Annotated in this window: 27 protein-coding genes, 1 tRNA gene and 1 other RNA gene; 4 read left to right on the forward strand and 25 right to left on the reverse strand. The window is 67.7% G+C overall.

The window, feature by feature from the left end; genetic code table 11:
- Positions 1–66: 66 nt before the first annotated feature.
- Together hemL and thiE are read right to left on the reverse strand one after the other, a co-directional pair.
- Positions 67–1,356: a glutamate-1-semialdehyde 2,1-aminomutase gene (hemL, locus tag O0J15_RS07750; protein ID WP_308305431.1), complete on the reverse strand. Its 1,290-nt coding sequence runs from the start codon at positions 1,354–1,356 to the stop codon at positions 67–69.
- A gap of 16 nt (positions 1,357–1,372) precedes the next feature.
- Positions 1,373–1,999, reverse strand: a complete 627-nt coding sequence (gene thiE, locus O0J15_RS07755; protein ID WP_308305432.1) for a thiamine phosphate synthase — start codon at positions 1,997–1,999, stop codon at positions 1,373–1,375.
- A 34-nt stretch (positions 2,000–2,033) separates the two neighbouring features.
- On the opposite strand from thiE, the gene O0J15_RS07760 reads away from it, so the two are divergent.
- A complete protein-coding gene (locus tag O0J15_RS07760; RefSeq protein WP_014038358.1) occupies positions 2,034–2,258 on the forward strand; it encodes a rubredoxin in 225 nt (74 codons plus the stop codon).
- A gap of 78 nt (positions 2,259–2,336) precedes the next feature.
- Here O0J15_RS07760 and O0J15_RS07765 read toward each other — a convergent pair whose 3' ends face one another.
- From O0J15_RS07765 to O0J15_RS07800, 8 genes are all read right to left on the reverse strand, one after another.
- Positions 2,337–3,182 (reverse strand): SirB1 family protein, encoded by an 846-nt coding sequence (locus O0J15_RS07765; RefSeq protein ID WP_019662001.1) that lies wholly within the window; start codon positions 3,180–3,182, stop codon positions 2,337–2,339.
- A gap of 157 nt (positions 3,183–3,339) precedes the next feature.
- Positions 3,340–3,786 (reverse strand): DUF192 domain-containing protein, encoded by a 447-nt coding sequence (locus O0J15_RS07770; RefSeq protein WP_014648292.1) that lies wholly within the window; start codon positions 3,784–3,786, stop codon positions 3,340–3,342.
- 21 nt (positions 3,787–3,807) lie between these two features.
- A complete protein-coding gene (rpiA, locus tag O0J15_RS07775) occupies positions 3,808–4,455 on the reverse strand; it encodes a ribose-5-phosphate isomerase RpiA (protein ID WP_005419003.1) in 648 nt (215 codons plus the stop codon).
- Positions 4,456–4,477: 22 nt separating this feature from the next.
- Entirely contained in the window at positions 4,478–4,957 is a 480-nt protein-coding gene (locus O0J15_RS07780; RefSeq protein ID WP_005410901.1) for an EVE domain-containing protein, read from the reverse strand.
- Positions 4,954–5,547 carry a 5-formyltetrahydrofolate cyclo-ligase gene (locus O0J15_RS07785; protein WP_308305433.1) on the reverse strand — a complete coding sequence of 198 codons (594 nt, stop codon included), beginning with the start codon at positions 5,545–5,547 and terminating at the stop codon, positions 4,954–4,956. The genes O0J15_RS07780 and O0J15_RS07785 overlap by 4 nt, the downstream gene beginning before the upstream one ends.
- An 83-nt stretch (positions 5,548–5,630) precedes the next feature.
- Positions 5,631–5,816, reverse strand: a non-coding RNA gene (gene ssrS / locus O0J15_RS07790) — 6S RNA.
- Positions 5,817–5,913: 97 nt separating this feature from the next.
- A complete protein-coding gene (locus O0J15_RS07795; RefSeq protein ID WP_019661999.1) occupies positions 5,914–6,210 on the reverse strand; it encodes a cell division protein ZapA in 297 nt (98 codons plus the stop codon).
- Entirely contained in the window at positions 6,207–6,428 is a 222-nt protein-coding gene (locus O0J15_RS07800) for a TIGR02449 family protein (protein ID WP_005410898.1), read from the reverse strand. The genes O0J15_RS07795 and O0J15_RS07800 overlap by 4 nt, the downstream gene beginning before the upstream one ends.
- A gap of 153 nt (positions 6,429–6,581) precedes the next feature.
- On the opposite strand from O0J15_RS07800, the gene O0J15_RS07805 reads away from it, so the two are divergent.
- Together O0J15_RS07805 and O0J15_RS07810 are read left to right on the forward strand one after the other, a co-directional pair.
- The gene (locus O0J15_RS07805) at positions 6,582–7,130 is read left to right on the forward strand and encodes a YecA family protein (protein ID WP_014648288.1); all 549 of its coding nucleotides are present in this window, start codon (positions 6,582–6,584) and stop codon (positions 7,128–7,130) included.
- A 5-nt stretch (positions 7,131–7,135) separates the two neighbouring features.
- On the forward strand, positions 7,136–8,458 hold the full coding sequence (locus O0J15_RS07810; RefSeq protein ID WP_111098876.1) for an aminopeptidase P N-terminal domain-containing protein: 1,323 nt from the start codon (positions 7,136–7,138) through the stop codon (positions 8,456–8,458).
- A gap of 565 nt (positions 8,459–9,023) precedes the next feature.
- Here the strand turns inward: O0J15_RS07810 and pepQ are convergent.
- The 7 genes from pepQ to rph form a co-directional block, all read right to left on the reverse strand.
- A complete protein-coding gene (pepQ, locus tag O0J15_RS07815; protein WP_308305435.1) occupies positions 9,024–10,355 on the reverse strand; it encodes a Xaa-Pro dipeptidase in 1,332 nt (443 codons plus the stop codon).
- A gap of 75 nt (positions 10,356–10,430) precedes the next feature.
- Entirely contained in the window at positions 10,431–10,805 is a 375-nt protein-coding gene (locus O0J15_RS07820; RefSeq protein ID WP_021203954.1) for a PilZ domain-containing protein, read from the reverse strand.
- Positions 10,802–13,081 (reverse strand): DUF1631 family protein, encoded by a 2,280-nt coding sequence (locus O0J15_RS07825; protein WP_308305436.1) that lies wholly within the window; start codon positions 13,079–13,081, stop codon positions 10,802–10,804. The genes O0J15_RS07820 and O0J15_RS07825 overlap by 4 nt, the downstream gene beginning before the upstream one ends.
- A 195-nt stretch (positions 13,082–13,276) precedes the next feature.
- Positions 13,277–14,503, reverse strand: coding sequence for a radical SAM family heme chaperone HemW (gene hemW / locus O0J15_RS07830; RefSeq protein ID WP_308305437.1), 1,227 nt, complete (start codon positions 14,501–14,503; stop codon positions 13,277–13,279).
- A gap of 56 nt (positions 14,504–14,559) precedes the next feature.
- Entirely contained in the window at positions 14,560–15,156 is a 597-nt protein-coding gene (gene rdgB / locus O0J15_RS07835) for an RdgB/HAM1 family non-canonical purine NTP pyrophosphatase (protein WP_005410891.1), read from the reverse strand.
- Entirely contained in the window at positions 15,153–15,542 is a 390-nt protein-coding gene (locus tag O0J15_RS07840; RefSeq protein ID WP_308305438.1) for a VOC family protein, read from the reverse strand. The genes rdgB and O0J15_RS07840 overlap by 4 nt, the downstream gene beginning before the upstream one ends.
- Positions 15,539–16,264 (reverse strand): ribonuclease PH, encoded by a 726-nt coding sequence (gene rph / locus O0J15_RS07845; protein WP_014648280.1) that lies wholly within the window; start codon positions 16,262–16,264, stop codon positions 15,539–15,541. Before rph ends, O0J15_RS07840 begins: the two co-directional genes overlap by 4 nt.
- Before the next feature lie 124 nt (positions 16,265–16,388).
- Here rph and O0J15_RS07850 point away from each other — a divergent pair, with 124 nt between their 5' ends.
- Positions 16,389–17,249, forward strand: coding sequence for a YicC/YloC family endoribonuclease (locus O0J15_RS07850; RefSeq protein WP_308305439.1), 861 nt, complete (start codon positions 16,389–16,391; stop codon positions 17,247–17,249).
- Between the two features lie 25 nt (positions 17,250–17,274).
- Here O0J15_RS07850 and O0J15_RS07855 read toward each other — a convergent pair whose 3' ends face one another.
- The 8 genes from O0J15_RS07855 to O0J15_RS07890 all read right to left on the reverse strand — a co-directional run.
- Positions 17,275–17,928 carry a nucleotidyl transferase AbiEii/AbiGii toxin family protein gene (locus O0J15_RS07855; RefSeq protein ID WP_308305440.1) on the reverse strand — a complete coding sequence of 218 codons (654 nt, stop codon included), beginning with the start codon at positions 17,926–17,928 and terminating at the stop codon, positions 17,275–17,277.
- Entirely contained in the window at positions 17,925–18,416 is a 492-nt protein-coding gene (locus O0J15_RS07860; RefSeq protein WP_019661990.1) for a helix-turn-helix domain-containing protein, read from the reverse strand. The genes O0J15_RS07855 and O0J15_RS07860 overlap by 4 nt, the downstream gene beginning before the upstream one ends.
- A gap of 70 nt (positions 18,417–18,486) precedes the next feature.
- The gene (selD, locus tag O0J15_RS07865) at positions 18,487–19,566 is read right to left on the reverse strand and encodes a selenide, water dikinase SelD (RefSeq protein WP_308305441.1); all 1,080 of its coding nucleotides are present in this window, start codon (positions 19,564–19,566) and stop codon (positions 18,487–18,489) included.
- Between the two features lie 26 nt (positions 19,567–19,592).
- Positions 19,593–19,688: transfer RNA gene (locus O0J15_RS07870), tRNA-Sec, on the reverse strand.
- Between the two features lie 24 nt (positions 19,689–19,712).
- Entirely contained in the window at positions 19,713–21,644 is a 1,932-nt protein-coding gene (selB, locus tag O0J15_RS07875) for a selenocysteine-specific translation elongation factor (RefSeq protein WP_308305442.1), read from the reverse strand.
- Positions 21,641–23,065: an L-seryl-tRNA(Sec) selenium transferase gene (selA, locus tag O0J15_RS07880; RefSeq protein WP_308305443.1), complete on the reverse strand. Its 1,425-nt coding sequence runs from the start codon at positions 23,063–23,065 to the stop codon at positions 21,641–21,643. The genes selB and selA overlap by 4 nt, the downstream gene beginning before the upstream one ends.
- A gap of 4 nt (positions 23,066–23,069) precedes the next feature.
- Positions 23,070–24,053 (reverse strand): formate dehydrogenase accessory protein FdhE, encoded by a 984-nt coding sequence (gene fdhE, locus O0J15_RS07885; protein ID WP_308305444.1) that lies wholly within the window; start codon positions 24,051–24,053, stop codon positions 23,070–23,072.
- Positions 24,034–24,287, reverse strand: a 254-nt coding sequence (locus O0J15_RS07890; protein ID WP_308305445.1) for a hypothetical protein, incomplete at its 5' end; no start/stop codon positions are given. The genes fdhE and O0J15_RS07890, both read right to left, overlap by 20 nt.

Genomic DNA, 24,287 nt, shown 5'->3' on the forward strand with positions numbered 1-24,287 from the left:
GGGGACGGAGGGGATTAAGTCGTTTGTGCACAAACGACTTAATCCCCTCCGTCCCCTTTTTTGCGATCAGCCCTTGGCGGCCTTGAACGCCACGCGTGCTGCGGCCAGCGTCGCCTCGATCACGGCATCGTCGTGGGCGCTGGACAGGAAGCCGGCCTCGTACGCCGACGGGGCCAGGAACACGCCCTGCTCCAGCATCGCGTGGAAGAAGCGGTTGAACGCCGGGATGTCACAGGCGGTGGCCTGCGCATAGGTCTCCACCTTCTCGCTGGTGAAGAACAGCCCGAACATCGCACCCACGCAGGTGGTGGTCACGGCCACACCGGCGTCGGCGGCGGCCGCTTCCAGACCCGCACACAGGCGTGCGGTGCGCTCGGCCAGGTCGGCGTGGAAACCCGGCTGCTGGATCAGCTCCAGCATCGCCAGGCCAGCGGCCATTGCCACCGGATTGCCGCTCAGCGTACCGGCCTGGTAGATCGGGCCGGCCGGGGCGATCTGCTGCATCAGCTCGCGACGACCGGCGTAGGCGCCCACCGGCATGCCGCCGCCGATGATCTTGCCGAAGGTGGTCAGGTCCGGGGTGATGCCGTAGTGCGCCTGCGCACCGCCGAGGGCGACGCGGAAGCCCGTCATCACTTCGTCGAAGATCAGCAGCGCGCCATGCTTCGTGCACAGCGCACGCAGGTGTTGCAGGTAGCCCTCGCGCGGCGGGATGCAGTTGGCGTTGCCGACCACCGGTTCGATGATCAGGCCGGCGATGTCGCCACCCTGCTGTTCGAACAGGGCGGTGGCCGCTTCGAAGTCGTTGTAGGGCAGGGTCAGGGTCAGTTCGCTCAGCCCGGCCGGGACGCCCGGCGAGGTCGGCACGCCCAAGGTCAGCATGCCGCTGCCGGCCTTGACCAGGAACGAGTCGCCGTGGCCGTGGTAGCAGCCTTCGAACTTGACGATGCGGTTGCGGCCGGTGGCACCACGCGCCAGGCGGATCGCCGACAGCGTGGCCTCGGTGCCGGAGTTGACCATGCGCACCATCTCGCACGATGGCACCAGGCGGGTGATGGTTTCGGCCATGGTCACTTCGGCCGCGCACGGCGCACCGAAGGACAGGCCGTTGTCGATCGCCTTCTTCACCGCCTGGCGCACGGCCGGGTGGTTGTGGCCGACGATCATCGGGCCCCAGGAACCGACGTAGTCGATGTAGCGGTTGCCGTCGACGTCGTACAGGTAGGCGCCATCGGCGCGTTCGACGAAGAACGGCTCGCCGCCGACCGACTTGAACGCGCGCACCGGCGAATTGACGCCGCCCGGCAGCAGCTGCTGGGCGCGGGAGAACAGGGCGTGGGACTGGTCGTGGTTCATGGGGCTTTCCTGGGCGTTACGCGAACTGGGCGAGGAAGGCGCGCTGGGTCGCGACCGGGTCCTGCGCGGCGTAAATGCCGCTGACCACGGCCACCAGGTCGGCGCCGGCGTCGATGATGGGACCGACATTGTCCGGCTTCAGCCCGCCGATCGCCACCCGTGGCACGCCCAGTGCGGCGCTCTGCCGCAGCAGGTCGGTATCCGCGCGGCTGGTGGTGACCTTGGTAGTGGTAGGGAAGAACGCGCCGAAGGCCACGTAGCTGGCACCGGCGGCCACGGCCTTCTCGGCATTGGCCAGCTGGTCGTAGCAGGAAGCGCCGATGATGGCCTCGGCGCCGAGCAGCGCACGCGCGCTTGGGATGTCACCGTCGGTGCCGCCCAGGTGCACGCCAGCCGCGCCCACCGCCTTCGCCAGCGCCGGGTCGTCGTTGATGATCAGCGGTACGCCGTAGTGTGCGCACAGCGCCTGCAGGGCGGTGGCCTGTTCCTGCCGCAGCGCGTCGTTGGCGGTCTTGTTGCGGTACTGCAGCCAGGTGGCGCCAGCGGCCAGCAGCGGCGCGGTACGGGCCAGCAGGCGCGCGGTATCGGGCTCGTCCGGGGTGATCAGGTAGACGCCGCGGGGCGCCGGGGAAGCAGAAGTCATCGATGGCTACCGGTGAGTGGACCGCGATGGGACAATGGCGGCCCGTGAATCCAGCCCTGATTATCCGATGAGCGATGCCACCCCCACCACCTTGCGCACCTGGATGTGCGTGGTCTGCGGCTTCCTTTACAGCGAAGCGGAAGGCTTGCCGGAGGAGGGCATCGCGCCGGGGACGCGCTGGGAGGACATCCCCGAGACCTGGACCTGCCCCGATTGCGGGGTGACCAAGGCCGATTTCGAGATGGTCGAAGTCGATTGACCGGTAGGGCCTGCAGGCCCTTCTGTGGGTGCGGACCGTTGGGGTGGGTGTGGACCGTTGGTCCACACACCGACGCCCTCAATGCAGCCGCGGCATCGGCCCGCCGAGGTCGATCAGCTTCTCGCGCAGCCACTGCGCATCGCTGGCCTCGGGATTGCGCTTCAGGTACTGCCCCAGGTCATGGCGGGCACCGGCCAGATATTCCAGCTGCAGATAGGCCAGGCCGCGGTCACGCAGCGCATCGTCCTGCTCCGGGGCGAGCTTCAGCAGGCGGTCGGCACTGCGCGCGGCGCGATCCCATTCGCCGGCCTCGGCATACACGCCGTGCAGGTTGCGCAGCATGCGCATCAGGATCGCGCGCGCCGGCGCCGGGTCGAGAATCTGCGCCAGCACCTGGTCGTCGGGCATCTGCCCGCCCAGGTGTGACTTGGCGCGTTCGCGCAGTTCGTCCACGTCCAGCGGGCGACCACCATTGAACGGGTCCATCACCAGCACGCCGTCGTCCACCGGCAGGCGCACCAGGAAGTGGCCGGGGAAGGACACGCCGTCGAGCGGGATCCCCAGCCGTCGCGACACTTCCATCTGCACCAGCGCCAGCGAGATCGGGTTGCCCAGCCGCCGCTCGAACACCTGGTTGAGATAGCTGTTGCGCGGATCGTAGTACTTGTCGTGGTCGCCGCTGTAGCCCAGCTCGTCGAACAGGTGGCGGTTGATCGCCGCCATCTTCAATGGACTGTTGTCGATGCTCTCCACTTCCGAGCGGAGGTGGTCGACGTGGCTCTGGATCAACGCGTCGTAGGTCGACGGCTGCAGATCGGGGTATTCATCGCGCGCGATCAGCAGCGCGGTCGGCAACAGTGGCAGCGCCTCGTCTTCGAGGTCGGCCAGTGCATCCCAGTCGGGGAGTGTGATCCGGTCCTGCATGGCCACAGACTGGCGTCATTCGCAGGCGGTTTCAAGCGGTGTCGCGTGAAAAATCCGGGGTCAGATCCCTTTCGCGAGCGAATGGGATCTGGCCCCTGCAGGGTTGCTGGCCAGCGGCCGGCACTACTGCGCGTGCCGGGCGCAGCCCGGCCGCACCTTACTTTTCGATGCCCGGGCCGAATTTCAGCTCCGTACCGTCCTTCAACTGCAGCTTCTCGGCCTGGCCGGCGTTGAGCTCCAGCACGTAACGTGCCGGGCCACCGCTGGGGTAGGGCGGGCACATGTCGCCGGCCGAGCACGGCGGCACATCACGCTGCTGGCTGACCAGCCTGCGCTGGCTGTCGAAGTACAGGATGTCCAGCGCGATCCTGGTGTTCTTCATCCAGTACGCCTGCATTTCCTCGCGGTCGTGGATGAACAGCATGCCGTGGTCGGCCGCCATCTGGTCGCGGAACATCAACCCGCGCGCGCGGGTTTCATCGTTGGTGGCCAGCTCGACCTGGTAGCGGGCGCCATCCAGTTCGACCCAGTGGCGGGCCGCGTCGGTGGCGCAGCCAGCCAGGGCCAGCAGCGGGAGCATCAGCAGCGAACGCAACAGCGACATCGTCAGGATCCTTCGAAAGGGTCAGAGCACGACCGGCGGCTCGCCGCCGACGATCACCACATCGGCGCGGCGGCGCGCGAACAGGCCCACGCAGACCACGCCCGGCAGTTGGTTGAGCTCGCGCTCCAGCTTTTCCGGATCGGTGATCTGCAGGTTGTGGATGTCCAGGATCTGGTTGCCATTGTCGGTCACCACGCCTTCGCGCCAGGTCGGCTGGCCGCCGGTCATGTCGCGGATCTGGCGGGCGACCAGGCTGCGCGCCATCGGGATCACTTCCACCGGCAGCGGGAATTTGCCGAGCACCGGCACCTGCTTGCTCGGGTCGACGATGCAGATGAAGCGCTCGCTGGCCTCGGCGATGATCTTCTCGCGGGTCAGTGCGGCGCCGCCGCCCTTGATCAGGCACTTGTTCGGATCGCACTCATCGGCGCCGTCCACGTACAGCGACAGGTTGCCGCTGTGGTTCAGCTCGATCACTTCGATGCCGTGCTGCTTCAGGCGCGCGGTGCTCTGCTCGGAGCTGGACACGGCGCCCTTGATCCGGTGCTGGATGCGGGCCAGGGCATCGATGAAATAGGCCACGGTGGAACCGGTGCCGACACCGACGATCATGCCGTCTTCAACGTACTCGATGGCTTTCTCGGCGGCCAGGCGCTTGGCTTCGGACATGGGAGAACTCTCAGGCAGGGAATCAGGATTTCTTTTCCAGCGACAGCAGCAGCTTCCACTGCGCGGCGGTCACCGGGAACACCGACAGGCGGTTGCCCTTGGCAACCAGCGGGAAGCCTTCACCGAGCTCTTCGGCGTGCAGCTTGATCTCGTCCAGCGCGATCACCTGCTTGAGCTTGCGGTCGAAGGCCACGTCCACCAGCATCCAGCGCGGGTTCTCGCGCGTGCTCTTGGGGTCGTGGTAGTCGGATTTTGGATCGAACTGGGTGTCGTCCGGATAGGCCGTGCTGGCCACCGTGGCCAGGCCGACGATGCCCGGCACCTTGGTATTGGAGTGGTAGAACAGGATGCCGTCGCCCACCTGCATGCCATCGCGCATGAAGTTGCGCGCCTGGTAATTGCGCACCCCGTTCCAGGGTTCGACCTTGACCTTGGCCAGGTCATCGATGGAGAAGGCGTCCGGTTCGGACTTCATCAGCCAGTAGCGCTTGCGGGCGGTCATGCGTTCACGGGGGCAGCGGAGGGGAACAGGGTGCCGTCTTCGGTGCAGATCGCATCCACGGGCACGTCCCACGACGCCACCGGCAAGGACTCGACCTGCTGCACCGCGAACGCAGCACCGACCAGCCAGGGCGGCGCCGGCCGGTCGTGGCGGACGGCGAAGCTGCGATCATACCAGCCGCCCCCCATGCCCAGCCGCCGGCACTGCGTGTCGAAACCCACCAGCGGGGCCACCACCAGCGCCATCTGTGCTGGTTCCAGGGTGTCTTCCAGCGCCACGTCCGGCTCGGGAATGCCGTAACGGTTGCTGGTCAGCGGCTGCCCCGGCCGCCACGGCGCGAAGCGCAGCACGTCACCGGCCAGCACCGGCAGGCAATAGGTCAGTCCTTCGGGCAACTGCAACTGCCAGCGGTGCAGGGCGATTTCGCCATCCAGCGCCCAGTAGCCGGCCACGGCGCCTTCGCGCGGGGCGAACGGCAGGGCGAGCAGGGCATCGGCCAGCGATTCGGCGGCGGCGATGCGCGCAGCTGCGGAGAGTTCACGGCGGCGTTGCCGCAGGTCGTGGCGCAGGGCCTGGCGCGGGTCGGTCATGGCAGCGTGCGGCAAGGATCAGCCCTCATTGTGCCGGAAAGAACAAGGGCGACGCCCGAAGACGCCGCCCTTGCTGGAATATTGCATTCTCCGCAATGTCGATGCATGCGAAACGACCTTGAACCCGGGGGCTCAAGTGGGAACGCTGGAGAACCATCGGGCTTCCCGCTACAAGGCGGACCTGCACTCCCGGCGCTGTCGCGCTCCCGGTGTCGTTCTTAAGGGACAAGGCGAATGTTTGCACATGCCGTCGAGTACCGCAGAGAACGCGTGGCCATTATAGCCAGCGCGCCGGATCTGGATAGGCCGTTCGTCGGCAACAGTACGTGCCAATTCAGATATGAGAAGACGCGTTGTGCACGGTCTTCAGGTGCCGCCGTCGATGGCGCGGTCCAGCCGCCGGTTCAGGTCGGCCAGCGTCTGCTGCAGGGCCACGGCCTGGCGGGCGTTCTCGTCGCGCAGCAGCTGCAGTTCGTGGGCCAGGTTCAGTGCGGCCAGCACGGCGACACGGTCCACGGCGGCCATGCGGTTGCTCCCGCGGATCTCGCGCATGCGCGCATCGAGCAGGCGCGCAGCCGCCATCAGGCTGTCGCGTTCGTCGGCGCCGACGCCCACGGTGTATTCACGATCGAGGATGCGGACGCTGACCGGTTCGGCGCTCATGTGTGCTGCTCCAGGGATTTGAGCCGGCTGATCATCGCTTCCACCCGCGAGCGCGCCTGCTCGTTCTTGGCCAGCAGCGTCGAGCGCTCGGCCACCAGCTGTTCCTGCTGGTGGCGCAGGCTGCGGTTCTCCTCGGCCAGGCGCTGGTTGCGTTCAAGCAACGCTTCCACGCGGGCGGCGAAGTCCTGCAGCTGGGCAAGGGGGTCGGCGGGTTCCATGCAGGCACGATAGGCAAGCCGGGCAAGGGCGGTCAAGCGCTGTCGCAGCAAGGCCGGAGGGCTACCGGGAGGATGCCGCCGGGTTGCTACACTACGGGGTCTCACGGGCGCGCGCGTGCGCGCTCCGGGTTTCCTTTCCGAACGAGCCGCACGATGACCGAACTTCCCTCCGTCGACGACGTTACCCGCGCCAGCCAGGAGCTGGGCCTGGGCGCCACCGCTGCCGAGCTGCATGGTGCGCTGTGTGGCTGGCTGGCCGCCGGCGGTGCCCCCGGCAACGACTGGCCGGCGCGCGTGCTGGCCGACGACAATCTGCCGCCGGTGGCCGCCGACAGCGTGCTGGGGCAGCTGCTGCAGGCCACCATCAAGCAGCTGGAAGACCGCGACTTCGCCTTCGAGCTGCTGCTGACCGACGGCGACGACGTATCCGCGCAGGCCGATGCCATGTTCAGCTGGACCCGTTCCTTCCTGGGCGGCTTCGGCCTGGGCAGCGGCGGCCGCCGCCCGACCCTGTCCGAAGAGGGCGAGGAAGCGCTGACCGACATGGCCAGCCTGGCGCGTGCCTCCAGCGAGGATTTCGAGGCCGGTGGCGATGATGACGACGAAGCTCTGTCGGAGATCGAGGAATTCATCCGCGTGGCGGTGCTCCTGCTGCACGGCGACGTGGTGCTGGCCTCGCGCCATCGTCAGCGCCTGAACTGATGGACATCAAGCAGCGCACCGGCATTGCCGCCGGCGAGTACAAGCGTCGCCGCCGCCAGCTGATGGACATGGCCGGCGAGGACGCGATCCTGGTGCTGCCGGCCGCGGCCGAGAAGGTGCGCAGCCTCGATACCCATTATCCGTTCCGGCAGGATTCGGATTTCCAGTACCTGAGCGGCTTCCCGGAGCCGGAAGCGGTGCTGGTGCTGATTCCGGGCCGACGCCACGGCGAGGCCATCCTGTTCTGCCGCGAGCGCGATGCCGAGCGCGAAGCCTGGGATGGCAGCCGCGCCGGCCAGGAAGGCGCGGTGGCCCAGTACGGCATGGACGATGCCTACCCGATCGACGATCTGGACGACATCCTGCCGGGCCTGCTGGAAGGGCGCTCGCGCGTGTATTACCACTTCGGCCGCGACGCCGACTTCGACCTGAAGCTGATCGGCTGGGTCAACCGCGTGCGTTCGCAGGTACGCCACGGTGCGCAGCCGCCACATGAGTTCCTGGAGCTGGGCCACCTGCTGCACGAGCAGCGTCTGTTCAAGTCCGGCGCCGAAGTGGCACTGATGCACCACGCCGCACAGATCAGCGTGCGTGCGCATCTGGCGGCGATGAAGGCCGCCAGGGCCGGCATCCACGAGTACGAACTGCAGGCCGAGCTGGAACGCGTGTTCCGCGCCAACGATGCGGTGCCCGCGTACTGCAGCATCGTCGGCGCCGGCCGCAATGCTTGCATCCTGCATTACCGCGACAACAACGCGCGGTCGCGCGATGGCGAGTTGGTGCTGATCGATGCCGGTGCCGAGTACCGCGGCTACGCCAGCGACATCACCCGCACCTTCCCGGTGAACGGCCGCTTCAGTGCCGAGCAGCGCGCGCTGCACGACCTGGTCGGCGAGGCGCAGGCGGCGGCGCTGGCCCAGGCCAGGCCGGGCGTGCCCTACGAGGCCGGCCATCTGGCCGCAGTGCAGACCTTGACCGAGGGCCTGCTGCGGCTGGGCCTGCTGAAGGGCACGCTGGAAAAGAACCTGTCCGAGGGCCTGTACCAGCGCTTCTACCGGCACAAGACCGGGCACTGGATCGGCATGGACGTGCACGACGTGGGCGACTACCGCTTGGCCGGTGACTCGCGTCTGCTGGAGCCGGGCATGGCGTTCACCATCGAGCCTGGGTTGTACATCGGCGTGGATGACACGACGGTGGAGCCGCGCTGGCGCGGTATCGGTATCCGCACCGAGGATGACGTGCTGATCACCGACGATGGCCATCGCGTGCTGACCGAAGGCCTGGCGCGCAGCGCCGACGAGATCGAAGCGGTGATGGCGGGGTAAGGGGTGTCCTGCAGGGCTTGCAGCCCTGCACCCGCGGTAGTGCCGGCCGCTGGCCGGCAACCTCAACAGCAACAGCAACAGCAACAGCGGGCATTCCGTGGGATGGCGGGGTACTGTGGGTTTGCGGGGCCGCCGCAAGTACGTCCTTGTAGGCTTGGTCGCCGCATCCATGCGGCTCACACCCCGCAAACCCGCAGTACCCCGCCTTCGACAGGTTCACGCGGCTGTTGGTGGGTGCCGACCGTTGGTCGGCACATCTGTCAGACATCGAATGAATCATCCACGCATGGCGTGGATCTACTGGCAATTGCGGCTGTTGGTAGGTGTCGACCTTGGTCGACACAGAGCGAGCGCAGCGAGTGACCCGCTTCTGCTTTTCTTTTTCTTTTCCGTGGTTGGACGCACGCAGGAAACTGTCAAAGGCCGGGCGGCGTGGGTTTGCAGGGACCGTTGGCGCCATGGATGGCGCCATCGAGCCCCCATGGATGGGTTTACGGCGTGTCCTGCAAACCCACCCCGCCCGGCAAAGCGCGGCTTTTGCTCCAAGCGACCAACCACGAGGGGCTCAGCCGTTCGCCGCCGCAAACGCCGGCCGCGTCAGGTTGTCCGCCTCGCCCTCAGTGCACAGCACTTCGTCTTCGATGCGGATGCCGCCATACGGACGGAAGAAGTCCACACGGTCCCAGTTGATCGCATCACCATGGCCGGCGTCCTTCACTTGGTTCAACAGCATGTCGATGAAGTACAGGCCCGGTTCGATGGTCACCACCATGCCCGGTTCCAGCACGCGGGTCAGGCGCAGGTACGGGTGGCCGGCCGGGCGTTCGATGCGGCCGCCTTCGTCGCTGGCCGCGAAGCCGGCCACGTCGTGCACCTGCAGGCCGATCAGGTGGCCGATGCCGTGCGGGAAGAACGCGGCGCTGACGCCGGTCTCCAGCGCGGTCTGCGGCGAGACCTTGATCACGCCGAAGTCCTTCAGCACGCCCATCAGCGAAAGATGCGCGTCCACGTGCAGCTGCTTGTAGTCGAAGCCCGGGCGCACCGCCGCGCACATCTGCTGCTGGGCGGCGTCGACGGCGGCGATCATCGCGGCGAATTCGTCGTGGCCCTGGGCGGCGTAGGTGCGGGTGATGTCACTGGCGTAGCCGTACGCGCTGGCACCGGCATCGATCAGGAAGCTGCGCAGCGGTTGCGGTGCCTTGCGACCCAGCTCGGTGTAGTGCAGCACGGCGGCGTGTTCGTTCAACGCCACGATGTTGCCGTACGGCAGCTCGTTGGCATCCTGGCCCACCGCCTGGCAGTACGCCATGTGGATGCTGAATTCGTCGGCACCGTTGCGGAACGCGGCCTCGGCGGCGCGGTGGCCGCGCACGCCCAGCACCTGGGCCTGGCGCATCAGTGCGATTTCATACGGCGTCTTGCTGCCGCGGTGCCATTCCAGGTAGTTCACCACCGGCGCCGGGTTGTTCGGCACGTAGTTGCCCAGCGCGCTCTGCGGCTCGCCGAGGATGGCGCAGCGTGACGGGTCGGCCGGCAGCAGGGCCAGTGCTTCGTCCGGCTTGCGGATGATGTGGATGTCGAAGTGCTCCACCCACCAGCCGCTGGGGGCGTCCGGCACCACGTGCCAGTAGTCGAAGGGCTGGTGGAAGATCACGGCCGGGCGCTTGCCCGGAGTAAACACGATCCAGCTGTTGGGCACGCGGGTCAGCGGCAACCAGGCCTTGAACTGAGGATTGACCGCATACGGGTAATCGCGGTCGTCGAACACCTGGTAGTGCAGGGTGCCGCTGGGCACCACCAGATGGTCGAAGCCGCCGCGGGCCAGCGCCTGTTCGGCACGTCGGCACAGCACGGCCAGGTGGTCGGAATACAGGGCGCCGGGGTCTTGCTGGATCATTGCGGTGGCTCGACACGGAAAACGGTCCTAGATTCTGCCGCATACCGCGAAAAACCGCTGTGCCGGAACCGGCACTCAGGCCGTCGAAACCGGTCCCTCGTCGCCGTCCTCGCCCACCCACTGCCGCAGCAGCTGCCGATGCTCGCGTGACAGGGTGAGGAAGCGGAAGCCGGTCCAGCTCTGCCCTGGTACGTGCGCGGGCTCGCTCCATAGCAGATGCACGCCCACGTCGATGGCCTGCTGGCGGCCATCACCCAGTGGCAACGGGAAGCGCAGCTGGTACAGCGCATCCTCGCGCAGCGGCACGCTGGCCAGCATCAGCATGCCGGTTTCGGAGACATTGCCGAGGCGCCCGACCACGCACTCGCGCATCTGGTCGGTGACCGGCACCAGGTCCGAGACCTGGCGGCGCGGCGCGCGGCGGGTGTCCTGCGGCGGTACGGCCTTCATGCGGGGGTCTCCTGTGCGCGGCCCGTGGCCAGTGCGCGCAGCGTGCCGAGGCTGGCTTCCCAGGCACGGTCGACCAGCCGGCCCTTGTCTTCGGTGACCAGCTGCGCGCGGCCGGCACTGATCTGCCGGGCCAGCGTATCAAGGTCGGTATCGGCGATCTTCTGCCCGCGCGGATTGACGAACAGGGCGTGGCCGGTCAGCAGGCTGTACCAGGACAGGCGCTGGCGTCGCAGCGTGCCATCACCGGTATCGATGTCGAACCAGCTGCCGAACGGGAGCGTGGACAGTTGCTGGTAGGCGGCTTCTTCGGCACTGCTGCGGGGCGTTGCAGGCGAGGTGCCGGTGGGTGTACCAGCGTGCTCGCCCAGGCGCGCACGTGCCTTCAGGCGTGCGCTGAGCTCGGTACGCGAGGTGCTTTCATCCTCGCCACCGGGCGTGGCCAGCCTGCGCGCGACGGCGGCGGCTTCCTCGGCGTGGTAGCCGACCTGCAGCAGGGCCGCCTCCACGTCCGCTGCCAGCGCGGTATCGGTGCCGCCGGGGGCATCGATGGCCTGGGCGGTAATGGCAGCGATGCGCTCGGTCTGTTGCAGTCGTTCCTGCCACTGCGGTGAATCGTCGCCATGGCGCAGGCGGGTGAGGGTCAGTGCATCGGCCCAGGCCTGGCGCAGCAGGGTCTGCACGAAGCGCGGCGGCGACTGCGCGTCGCAGCACTGGTCGATCTGCGCGGTGGCCTGGCGGCGGGCAAGTTCCAGCCGCTCCTTGCCGCGGGCGGCTTCCACATGGCGGCGCTCGGCCAGCTCGGCGCGATGCGCTGCGGCGCGCTGATGCTGCTGCACTTCCTCGTTCGCGCTGGCGAAGGCCTCCGGCGCCCGCGCATCCTGGCCCAGCAGGCCCTGCACGCTCTGCGCCATGCGCTGCAGCAACTGCGGGTCGACATCATCGTCGCCCAGCCAGTGGGCGCCGACTTCGGCAATCTGGTTGAGCAGCTCGCGCGCGGGGTGTTCGTCGCGCACGAAGAAGCCCGGATCGGCCATGGCGGCGCGTGCCAGGGGTACCTGCAGGCGCGCCAGCAGCGCGGCCGGCACTGGATCGGGACGCTGCTGCTGTTGCACCTGCTGCATCAGCATGCGCAGCAGGTCGAGGCTGTCGCGCTCGTGGCTGCCCAGCTGGGCCTGCGTGCCATGCTCGCTGCGCAGTTGCGCCACCACGGCCGCCTGCAGGTCGGCTACGCCGGTGGCGGCGCTGGACTGCGCCTGCAGGCGTGCGAGAACCGCATCCACGGCCGCGCTCGGCACTGCATCGCGATCCGCAGGTGCTGCGCTGGCATGGCGTGCCTGCTGCAGCAGCGCATGCAGCGCGCGGCCCGTGGAGGTGGTCAGGCCCGGCGAGGCCGCGCCGGCTGTGCTGTCATCCTGGAAAGCGTCCTGCACCAGGCTCGACCAGGAGCCGGCCGGTGCCGATCCGTTCCAGCCGGTCAGTGGCGCGGCGGCACGCTTTGCCGGCTGCGTGGCGCGACCACCGCCCACCGACTGGGTGATGATCCGCCGGGTGCTTGATGAACGCGCCAGATAGGGGGTGTAGACCAGGCCGGGCAGCACGCCGTGCTGGGCCAACAGGGCATTGGCACGGTCGAGGATGTCGCCCAGGCGTTCCAGCACCTGGCGTTCGAAGCTGCGGTACAGCGCCAGCTGAACGTCGACGGTGAGCGAATCCTGTTCGGCAATCCGGCGCAGCATGGCGCACAGTGCCTGCGGTGCCAGCGGCAGGGTGTCGGCCTCGAAGGCCGGTGCTGCCGCCAGTACGCCCAGGCGTTGGCCCAGCAAGTTGAGCGTGTTGGTCGAACGCAGCGTCTCCCGCCGCACCATCTCGGTCAGCAGCAGGTCGCGGTCCACTTCATGTTCATCGACCAGCGACAGCCCGAGCATGCCGGGCAGCGGCGGTGGCGTGGAACCGGGGCTGAAGTGGGCCGTGGGTTCGCGCAGCCGTATCAGCGCATCGGCCACGGCATCAAGCATGCGGTCAGCGAAATGACCGGAAAAGGCGTGCAACTGATCACGCTGGGCCATCAGCTCGGCCTGCTGCTGCGGATTGCGTGCGCGATCGGCATCGTGCAGCAGGGTCTGCTCCAACGCTTCGACGGTCAGGATCAGCGGCGCGGCCAGCGTCTGTCGGCAGAGGCCGATCAACGCACCCAACAACTCGCGCACCCGCGGTGGCAGGTTGCTGGCGGCGAGCCGGGCTTTGTCGGCGGAGGTGAGGGAAAAGACAGCTGACATCGGCAGGCGGTATCCGGATTCCCGCGGATCGATCTTGTGAATCTACCGTGTCGGCCGCAGTCGGCGCTACTTTAGGCTGAACGGGAATCGCATCCGCCCGGTATGGCCCTGATGTGCGGTACTGCCGGCCGCTGGCCGGCAGCGCTGTCTTTACCGGAGTGCCAGTGGCCGGCACTACCCTCTGCCAAGCGAAGATCACTCCTCCAGGAACAGGCTCACCACATCGTTGGTGAATCGGCGGCCCAGCTCGGTCGGCTGCACATGGCCATCGGTCATGTCCAGCCAGCCGCGCTGCACGGCCTCGGCCAGGGGAGCGTCCAGCACGCTGCGCGGCAGCCCCGTGCGCGACTCGAAATCGCGCAGGCCAAAACCTTCGTGCAGGCGCAGCAGGTTGAGCATGTATTCGAACGGCAGGCGCTCCGGCGCGATCACGTCGTCGCCGCCGAACGAGGCGGGCGTGCCGGCGCTGTCCAGGTAGGCCTGCGGGTGCTTCAGCTTCCAACGCCGCAGCACATGCTCCTCGGCGCCGGAACTGATCTTGCCGTGCGCGCCGGCACCGATGCCCAGGTAGTCGCCGAAGCGCCAGTAGTTCAGGTTGTGCGCGCTCTGCCGGCCGGGGCGCGCATAGGCGCTGACCTCGTACTGGCCGAAACCGGCCTGTGCCAGCAATGCCTGGCAGTGTTCCTGCATGTCCCAGGCGTTGTCTTCGTCGGGAATGCCCTGCGGCGGCCGCGCGAAGAACACCGTGTTCGGTTCCAGGGTCAGCTGGTAGTGGGAGATGTGTGCCGGCTGCAGCGCGAACGCGCGTTCCAGGTCGGCCTCGGCACCGGCCAGGGTCTGTTCCGGCAGCGCATACATCAGGTCGATGTTGAAGTTGTCGTAGCCCGCGTCCTGCGCCATCTTTACCGCGCGCTCGGCTTCGCCACTGTCGTGGATGCGGCCCAGGCGCTTGAGCATCGCATCGTCGAAACTCTGGATGCCGAAGCTGAGGCGGTTGACGCCGGCCGCGCGGTAGCGGTCGAAGCGGCCATGCTCGGCGGTGCCCGGGTTGGTTTCCAAGGTGATTTCGGCGTTGGGGGCAAAGCGCAGGCGCGCGCTGGCCTGCTGCAGGAAGCGGTCGATCGCCTCCGGCGGGAACAGGCTGGGCGTGCCGCCACCGAAGAACACGCTGTGCACCACCCGGCCCCAGACCAGCGGCAGGTCCTGGTCGAGGTCGCGCAGCAGCGCATCGATATAAGCGTCGAACGGCAGCTCGCCCTTGGCCTGGTGCGAATTGAAATCGCAGTACGGGCATTTGCGCACGCACCACGGCAGGTGCACGTACAACGACAGCGGTGGCGGCACCAGCCGCGGCGGGTTGTCGTTGTCGGCGGAGCAGGCTTCGCCGGGCAGGTGGTTGCAGTGGTCGTGGGCGTGCGGCATGGGCTTCTTCGGTAGTGCCGGCCGCTGGCCGGCTTCCCAGGGTCGATCGGGTGGCGTCAGTACAGCGTCGCCAGTTGCTGCTTGAGCTGCTGCAGGGCAATGGCGCGGTGGCTGATGGCGTTCTTCAGTGCCGGCTCCATTTCCGCGGCGGTCAGGCCGTGGGTTGTGTCCAGGAATACCGGGTTGTAGCCGAAACCATTGGTGCCGCGCAGTTCGCGGATGATCTGGCCTTCCCAGCGGCCTTCGCAGATCAGCGGCTGCGGGTCGGTGGCGTGGCGCAGCAGCACGATCACCGCATAGAAGCGGGCGCTGCGCTGGCCATCGGGAATGTCGGCCATCGCGTCCAGCAGCTTGGCATTGTTGGCCGCAGCATTGGTCGGGTGGCCGGCATAGCGTGCGCTGTACAGGCCCGGCGCACCGCCGAGGGCATCGACGATCAGGCCCGAATCATCGGCCAGCGCCGGCAGGCCGGTCGCTTCGCAGGCCGCGCGTGCCTTCAGCAGCGCGTTCTCGACGAAGGTCAGGCCGGTCTCTTCCACATCGCCCAGGCCCAGTTCGGCGGCCGAGGTGATCTGCAGCGGCAGATCGGCAAGGATCTCCTGCATCTCCACCAGCTTGCCGGCGTTGTGGCTGGCCAGTACCAGTTTCTTCATTGACGGGGCTCCAGCAGGTCCCAGGTGTTGCCATACAGATCGCGGAATACCGCAACCGTTGCATAGGGTTCTTCGCGCGACGCTTCCAGGAACTCGACGCCGGCGGCGACCATCGCCGCGTGGTCGCGGCGGAAGTCGTCGGTGTTGAGGAAGAAGCCGACGCGGCCGCCGGTCTGGTTGCCGATGCGGCTGCGCTGTTCCTCGTCGCTGGCGCGGGCCAGCAGCAGGGCGGCGGCGCTGCCGTCTGTCGGGCCGACCACCACCCAGCGCTTGTGGCCCTGGTCGATGTCCTCCAACAGTGCGAAGCCGAGCTTGCCGGTGTACCAGGCAATGGCTTCGTCATAGTCGGCCACCACCAGGGTGGTCAGGGCGATGCGGCGGTTCATGCCGACAGCGCCGCCTGCTGCGCGGCCAGCAGCTCGGCCACGCCCTTCTCGGCCAAGCCCAGCAGCGCGTCCAGTTCATCGCGACGGAAGGCGTGGCCTTCGGCGGTGCCCTGCAGCTCGATGAAGCCGCCACCGTCGTTCATCACCACGTTCATGTCGGTGTCGCAGTCGCTGTCTTCGGCGTAGTCCAGGTCCAGCACCGGGGTGCCGCGGTACACGCCTACCGACACGGCAGCCACTGCGCCCAGGACCGGGTTGCGCTTGATGTCGCCACGCTTCATCAGCACGTTCACCGCATCGACCAGCGCCACATAGGCGCCGGTGATGGCGGCGGTGCGGGTACCACCGTCGGCCTGCAGCACGTCGCAGTCGAGGGTGATGGTGCGTTCGCCCAGCGCATTGCGGTCCACGCAGGCACGCAGGCTGCGGCCGATCAGGCGCTGGATCTCCAGCGTGCGGCCGCCCTGCTTGCCACGGGCCGCTTCGCGGTCGCTGCGGGTATGGGTGGCGCGCGGCAGCATGCCGTACTCGGCGGTGACCCAGCCTTCGCCCTTGCCGCGCAGGAAGCCCGGCACGCGGTTCTCGACGCTGGCGGTGCACAGCACGCGGGTTTCGCCGAAGCACACCAGCACCGAACCTTCGGCGTGGCGGGTGAAGCCGCGTTGGATGACGACCGGGCGGAGCTGGTCGGGCTGGCGGCCGCTGGGGCGGGAATCGGACATGGTGCGGGTTCCGTAATGGCAAGGGAGTACGCCGCCACGCCCGCGGCCTTCACGGGGCGGGCAAGGGGGCTCTGGTGAGGGCGCTAGGGTACCATTCCCCCTTTGCACGCACCGGACACAATCCATGATTCGAAGCATGACCGCCTATGCCGGCGGCGAGCGGGTCACCCCGTGGGGCACGTTGGGCTGCGAGCTGCGCTCGGTCAACCACCGTTTCCTGGAGGTCGGCACCCGCCTGCCCGAGGAACTGCGGGCGCTCGAACCGCAGCTGCGCGAGCGCATCGCCGCGCGCCTGAGCCGTGGCAAGCTGGATCTGGTGATGCGCCTGCGCGCGCCGGAAGCGGCGGCCAACCTGCAGGTGGACGAGGCCCTGCTGGGCCAGCTGGGCCGCCTGGCGCACCGCCTGACCTCCGATTTCCCCAACCTGCAGGTCAGCTTCACCGACCTGCTGCAGCTGCCGGGCGTGACCCGTGGCGAGGCCACCGATGCCGCCGCTCTCCAGGCCGAGGCACTGGCGCTGCTGGACCAGGTGCTGGAAGGTTTCGTCGAGGCCCGTGAGCGCGAAGGCGGCAAGTTGTCGGCGGCCATCAGTGAGCGCGTGGACGGCATCGAACGCATCGCCACTGAAGTCCGTACGCTGATTCCGGCCATTCGCGACGGCCAGCGCGCCAAGCTGGCCGCACGCCTGGCCGACCTGCCGCACCCGGTCGACCCCGGCCGCGCCGAGCAGGAACTGGTGCTGTGGCTGCAGAAGCTGGACGTGGATGAAGAGCTGGACCGCCTCGGCAGCCACATCGTCGAGATCCGCCGTGTGCTCAAGCAGCGCGAGCCGGTCGGCCGCCGCCTGGACTTCCTGCTGCAGGAGTTCAACCGCGAAGCCAACACGCTGGGCTCGAAGTCGGTGGACAGCCGCACGTCCAATGCCGCGGTGGAGCTGAAGGTGCTGATCGACCAGATCCGCGAGCAGGTGCAGAACATCGAATGATGTTCTGCGCGATCGCCTGGGAGGATCAAAGTCCTTCCAGGTAGTCCCCGGCAATCGCGACGCAGTGGTCGAAGCCTGGCGTGTAGTCCAGCGTGTCGATGGCCTTGAACGCAATCTTCAATGTCGGATGGGGATTGCGGATCTGATCAAGAAACGTTGATCGATGGCGGACCAGTGCGTCTGCGGCGGCCGCCAGCGCGTCCGGCTCGCGTTCGATGACCAGCGCAAGATCGAACAGGTCTCGGGCCGTTGTTCGATGCCCACGATGGAACATTTTCTTGGCGATGATTTCCGCCGACGTTTCCACCCGTATGCGCTGACCATCGATCGTCCATTCCTCCCAGGCATCATCGAGAAGATTGGGAGCCGCGACGAAATCCACCTCGCCTTCCTCGAACTGAAGCTTGACCCAGGCGCTGGGATCTTCGCTGTAGTCGCCGGTCAGGTTTGCGGCCACATCGCTCAAGCGGGGAGTGACAAAGCCCAGGTACTGGGGGTTCGGCACGAAGATGTCGATGTCCTTGCTGAGTCGGTGCCGATGTCGAAACATCAGTACCGTTCCGCCGCCCAACGTCCAGAACGGGTCGGTGATGCCGCCGTGGCGCCGGATCTCCCCGATGAGAACAAGTGCCCGGGGCAGCAGCGCCTGCCAGGCGCCGGCAGGCAATTCGCGGTTCACATCCAGAGGTCCTTGCGATGGGCGGAAAGCGTGTTGGCCATCTTCGCCACGTTGCGCCAGATGCGCCGTGGCGGCGTCTGCGCGCCGATTGCAGCTTCCTCGACCGCCATCACCATCATGGCGGGAGGGGCTTCATCCAGCAGGTGCACCATCTGCGCTGCGTAGGTGGCAGGAACTTCCCCACTGACCAGCACGCGCGCCAGCTCGCCAGCCGTCAGTTCGCTTGCGTAGCTCACGTTGGCGGTGCGTGCGGCCATTTTCAGGCCTTGCTTGCGCAGCCGGCTTTCGGTGGTGGGTGCCGGTACATCCAGACCGAGCACGGCCATCAACTGTCCCACGCGATTGACACCCAGGTCGCTCAGGGTGCCCCCCTCCAGGCCGACCACGGTCTGCCGGGAAAGGCTGCTGAGATGAGCCAGTTGGCCTTGCGACAGGCCAAGCTGCTCACGGCGGGCACGAACCGCCTTGCCGATGTCGATCAGGTTCATGGTTTCAGTGTCCAATATTTTGGACATAATTCAAGTGTCTGGGAGCGGCGTGTTGGCAAACCTTCACGCCTCAAACCACGCTGACGCCCGGCGCTCCTTCGCCCAAGTGCCCCACCACGGCCGCCTGACCGAACCCGGCGTCGTGGAAACAGGCCAGCACCGCGTCCACCGCTTCCGGGGCACAGGACACCAGCAGGCCGCCGCTGGTCTGCGGGTCGGTCAGCAGCGGCTGCCAGTGTGCCGGCAACCCATCGGCGAAACGCACCTCGGCACCATACGAGGCCCAGTTGCGGTTGGATGCGCCGGTCACGCAGCCACGCTGCAGCAGCTCCAGCGCCTGCGGCAGCAGCGGCACCTGTGCACTGTCCACCTCGGCGGCAACGCCACTGGCGCGGCACACTTCCAGCAGGTGGCCGAGCAGGCCGAAGCCGGTGACGTCGGTCATGGCATGCACGCCGTCCAGCGCAGCCAGGGGCACGCCCACGGTGTTCAGGCGGGTGGTCGACGCGATCATCTGCCGGTAGCCGTCGGCATCCAGCACTTCTTTCTTCAGTGCTGACGAATACACACCCACGCCCAGCGGCTTGCCCAGCACCAGCACATCGCCGGCACGGGCATCGGCATTGCGCTTGAGGCGTTGCGGATCGAGCACGCCGATCGCGGCAAGGCCATAGATCGGTTCCACCGAATCGATGCTGTGACCGCCGGCCACCACGATGCCGGCGTCGGCGCAGGCGCGTTCTCCGCCCTGCAGGATGCTGCGGATGGTGTCCTGCGGCAGCGTGTTGATCGGCATGCCGACGATGGCCAGTGCGAACAATGGCCGGGCGCCCATCGCGTACAGGTCCGACAACGCGTTGGTGGCGGCGATGCGGCCGAAATCGAACGGATCGTCGACGATCGGCATGAAGAAATCGGTGGTGGCGACAATCGCCTGGCGATCATCGAGGCGGTACACCGCGGCGTCGTCGCTGGTCTCGCGGCCAACCAGCAGTTCGGCCGGTGCCGGAAGTGCTGGAACGCCGCGCAGCAGTTCGCTCAGCACGCCCGGCGCGATCTTGCAGCCGCAGCCGCCGCCATGCGCGAGAGAGGTCAGTCGTTGCGGGGCATCGGCCGTTGAAGGGGCGGGGGACTGCGCGTGCGTGGCCATGCCGACATCTCCTGCGGAAACACGAATGGCGGAAGACAGCAGGAGTCGAACCTACCAGGGAACGATCGACGCCCCCTACTGGGTTTGAAGCCCAGCCGCATGCCCGGATGCGCATGCCTTCCGAAAGTACGGCGGTAGCGGTGGGCTCAGTCGCGGGCTGCGTTCCACTGCAGGTCGCCGCGCGGCCGATGCTGGTCACCGACGCGTCGAGTGTAGCCAACGCGGTTGAAGAACTCCAAGATCTGGATGCTGCGCTTGCGGCCCAGGCCGATGGCATCGCGGAAGGTGGCCGCATCCACCGTGCCGCTGGCCTGTGACAGCTGCGCGACGATCGCGGCGAGTTCGGCAATGCGTGCGGGTGCATAGAACAGGTCCGGCACCACCTGGAACAGCTCGCCACGTGCGGTGGCGCGGCGCAGGACGGCGCGGATCTCGTCTTCGGCCATTCCGATCTCCGCGGACAGGGTGCGCACCCACGGTGGATCGAAGCCCCCGGCGTGCAGTTGCGGCAGCACGCGTTCCAGCAGCAGACGCTCGCGTTCCGGTGGCGCATGGTCATGGCCGGGCAGGCGCCACCAGGCACCCACGCGTTGCACACTGCCGTCGTCCAGTAGCTCCTGCAGCAGGGCATTCCAGAGGCTCGCTGCAAGCGAGGGCAGGGTGCTGCGCTGCAGGCGGCCGCTGTCGACACCGGGTTCGTCCGGGCGTCGCTCATGCCATCCACGCAGTGAGGCGATCACCTGCTCGCGCAATGCCTGCCAGTGCGAGGCGAGGATGACCACCGTGTCTTCGCGGGTGATGACGCGCTGTGCGCCTGCGGGAAGAACGATCCGGTCGGCGGCGCGCCGGCAGTAGCGCTGCAGCGCGGCCATGGCAACACCGAAGGGCGCCTGCTGCAACAGTGGGCCGATTCCCGCACCCGCGGCCAGTTGCTCCAGTGCTCCCAGCCATGCGAGCCGTGCAGGACTGCGTCGGCGCCGCTGTGGCGGGTCCGGATCGAGCACGAGGCCGCCGCCCAGCGTGTGGGTGGCCGCTGAATCGCGGGCAATGAAGCGGTCGCCACACATCGCACAGACCGGAGCATCGAACACCAGCTGCACCAACTGCCCATCACCGTGGTCATGGTTCTCCAGCAGCACCACATGGGCCTGCCGGTGCATCGTGCCCCAGTGGATATGCAGCGGTGCCCAGTCGCGCAACGGTGCGGCCAACGCGGACAGCCGCAACCGCACATCAACGCGGGTGGTGGCCAGCAGTGCGCGTGCGTCGGCGATCCAGTCACCGCGACGGATGTCATCACGGGCGATGGCCGCCAGGTTCAGCGCGCAGCGCTGCCCGGCCATCGCGTGGTCACTGGCCTGGTTCTGCGCGTGGATGCTGCGTATGCGCACTTCAGTGGCGGCCGGCATCAGGTGCAGATGCTCACCCACCAAGGCGATGCCGCCATGTACCGCGCCAGTCACCAGCGTGCCGTGGCCGGCCAGCGAGAACACGCGGTCCACCGGCATGCGGAACAGCTCGCTGCGCAGCGCGGCCTGGCGCGCGTTGGCGTCGTCCGCCGCCCACGCGTGCAGCTGGGTACGCAGTGCACTGATGCCGGCATCATCAGCTGAGGTGCTGTTGCAGGCGAATACAGGGGAATCCTGCAGCGGCGTTCCGGCCAGCAGCGCAGCGATCTCGATCTCGACCCGGGCGATGCGCGCTACATCCACACGGTCGATCTTGGTGAGCGCCACCGCACCGCGGTCCACGCCCAGCAGTTGCAGGATGGCCAGATGCTCGCGGGTCTGTGGCATCACGCCGTCGTCGGCAGCGATCACCAGCAGGGCGACATCGATACCCGTGGCGCCGGCCACCATCGTGTGCACGAAGCGCTCATGGCCCGGAACGTCGACGAAGCCCAGCGTCGCGGCCGGACCTTCGACGTCCCTGCTTTCCACCGGGACATAGGCGTAGCCCAGTTCGATCGAAATGCCGCGCGTACGCTCTTCCTGCAGGCGATCGGTTTCGATGCCGGTCAGTGCGCGTACCAGGCTGGTCTTGCCATGGTCGATATGCCCGGCGGTGCCGACGATCATGCCTGCAGCGCGCTCCATTGGGCGAGGAAGGCCGCTTCGTCCCCGGGTTCCAGGCAGCGCAGGTCCAGCCACAACGCGTCATCGGCAATGCGGCCCAGCACCGGGCGCGGCAGCTGACGCAGATGCCTGGCCAAGCGATCCAGTCCGCCACGGCGCGCGCAGATAATGCGCAGTCCGGCGCTGGCCAGCTGCGCCTGTGGCTGGGCGCCGCTGCCGATCTGGCTGTGCATCGAAGCAGGCTCGAGGGTGTAGTCCGCCGCCAGCGAGGCACGCATCGGCTGCAGCAGGCGCTGGGCCTGCGCATCGATATGCTCCTGCGTGCGCGAGAGCGCGCGTAGTGTCGGCAGCCGCTGTGCCAGCAGCTCGGGTTCGCGGTACAGGGCCAGCACCGCTTCCAGTGCGGCCAGGCCCATCTTGTCCATGCGCAGTGCCCGCTTCAGCGGGTTGCGGTTGATCCGTGCAATCAGGTCGGCGCGGCCGGCGATGATCCCGGCCTGGGGCCCGCCCAGCAGTTTGTCGCCACTGAACGAAACCAGATCGGCGCCGGCCGCCAGTGCTTCCTGCACGGTGGGCTCGTGCGGCAGGCCGAAGGCCGCCAGATCGCACAGGCTGCCACTGCCCAGGTCCACCACCAGCGGCAGGCCGTGCTCGTGCGCGATCGCAGCCATTGCGGCAGTGTCGACCTTGGCAGTGAATCCGGTGATCGCGTAGTTGCTGGCATGCACCTCCATCAGCAGCGCTGTGCGCGCGCCGATGGCGTTGGTGAAGTCGGCCGGATGGGTACGGTTGGTGGTACCCACTTCCAGCAGCCGCGCGCCCGCGCTGCGCATCACATCGGGGATGCGGAAGGCACCGCCGATCTCCACCAGTTCGCCGCGCGACACCACCACCTCGCGGCGGTTGGCCAGGCTGTTGAGCAGCAGCAGGACCGCCGCCGCATTGTTGTTGACCACGGTGGCGGCTTCGGCGCCGGTCAGTTCGCAGATCAATGCCTGCACCCGTGCATCGCGGTCGCCGCGACGGCCACGGATGACGTCGAACTCCAGATCCACCGGCGCGGTCATCGCGCGGGTGACGGCCTGCACCGCAGCCTCGGGCAGCAATGCGCGACCCAGGTTGGTATGCAGTACGGTGCCGGTCAGGTTGAACATCGGTTGCAGGTCCAGCCGTGCATCAGCTGCCAGTGCGGCCTCGACTGCCGTCGCCAGCGCCGGGCCGTCGACCGCTTCCTGCAGCTGCGCGGTCGACAACTGGCTGGCGCTTACACGCTCACGCAGCACCTGCAGGTGCGAACGCAGCAGCTGGGTGATGCGGCTTCGACCGTGGCCTTCGATCAGTGGCGCCAGTGCAGGCAGGCGCAGCACCCGGTCCAGCGAGGGCAGGGCGGCGGCCGATGCCGGGGCGGGGGGCATGGCTGTCATCGCCTCAATCGCCGTCGGACTGCCACAGCAGAGGATTCTGGCTGGCACGCGCATAGCCTTCCTCGGCCAGCAGCAGATCCAGCGCCAGCGTGCCGAGGTCATCGGCCACCGGCTCCAGTGACGGGTCCTTTTCCAGATACAGGATCTTGCGATAGCCGTGGCAGTGGTCGCAGGTCTCGGCGCGTACCGCGCTCTCGCGCACCGCCTCGCCGCTGTCGCCGTCCACGTCGGCCAGGGCGCGATAGGCGATGTCCTTGCCGGCGGCACCACACTGGCTGCACTGCACGCGCACGTAGTGCCACTGGCAGGCGCACAGCGAGCACGACAGGTAACGGTAAGATGCATAGGGTGGGCGTGCCTGCACCACGCTGGTCACCGGCAACGTGCCGCACAGCGGGCACAGCCCTGGCGCATCAGCCAGCGGCTTCAGGTCGGTGGGGCGGAAGCTGGCTGCGAGCACCGCCCAGTAAACCTGCAGTGCGTTCATCACCAGCAGTGCAGCGACCGCATCCACCGATGGCGCGTCATCACGCTCCAGCACGGCATGGGCCTGCGCATCCAGCCAGGCATCGTCGGCCGCGGCGACGCGATGCAGCTCCTGGCGGGTTTCCACCGGAAGCCCGGCCTCGTCGGCACAGTGCTGGCACAGCAGGCGCAGCCAGTCGCGCCAGCATCCATCCAGCTGAAGCATGTTGGCCGGCCGCAACGGCATGCCGGCACCGGCCGCCGCACTCGACTGCTGCGCACGTGCCTGCGATTGCAGCGCTTCGCGTTGCTGTGGTGTCAGTTCGTCCAGCAGTGCCTGCTGTGCATCTGCCAACGCCGCCAGCAGCTGCAGGTAACCGCCGATGGCACTGTGCGCGGCCAGGCTGCGCAGGCGTGTCGCGCGCTCGGCGAACAGGGAAGCGACATCGGGCAGGATGATGCGCGGAACATCGCGCGAGGCCAGTGTCTCGATCTCACCGGGTTCAAGGATGCGTTGCGCCATGCAGGGCCGGCCAGAAGAACCAGGCTCCATCCTCGCCGTTGTCAGCGCTGGCGTCCAGCGTGTTGCCGGCCATTTGAAAGGTTGGGGTCAGAACCGTTTTCCACAGGAAAACGGATCTGACCCCATCGGTTGGTTGAAAGTGGATCCCGAGCGTTGGTCGGGATTCGATCAGTGCCGACCAACGGTCGGCACCCTCCGACAGATCGCGGCCAACTGTCGAGGGCGGGGTGGGGC

Source organism: Stenotrophomonas sp. Sm10 (assembly GCF_030985515.1).
In the GTDB taxonomy this organism is placed as follows: domain Bacteria; phylum Pseudomonadota; class Gammaproteobacteria; order Xanthomonadales; family Xanthomonadaceae; genus Stenotrophomonas; species Stenotrophomonas hibiscicola.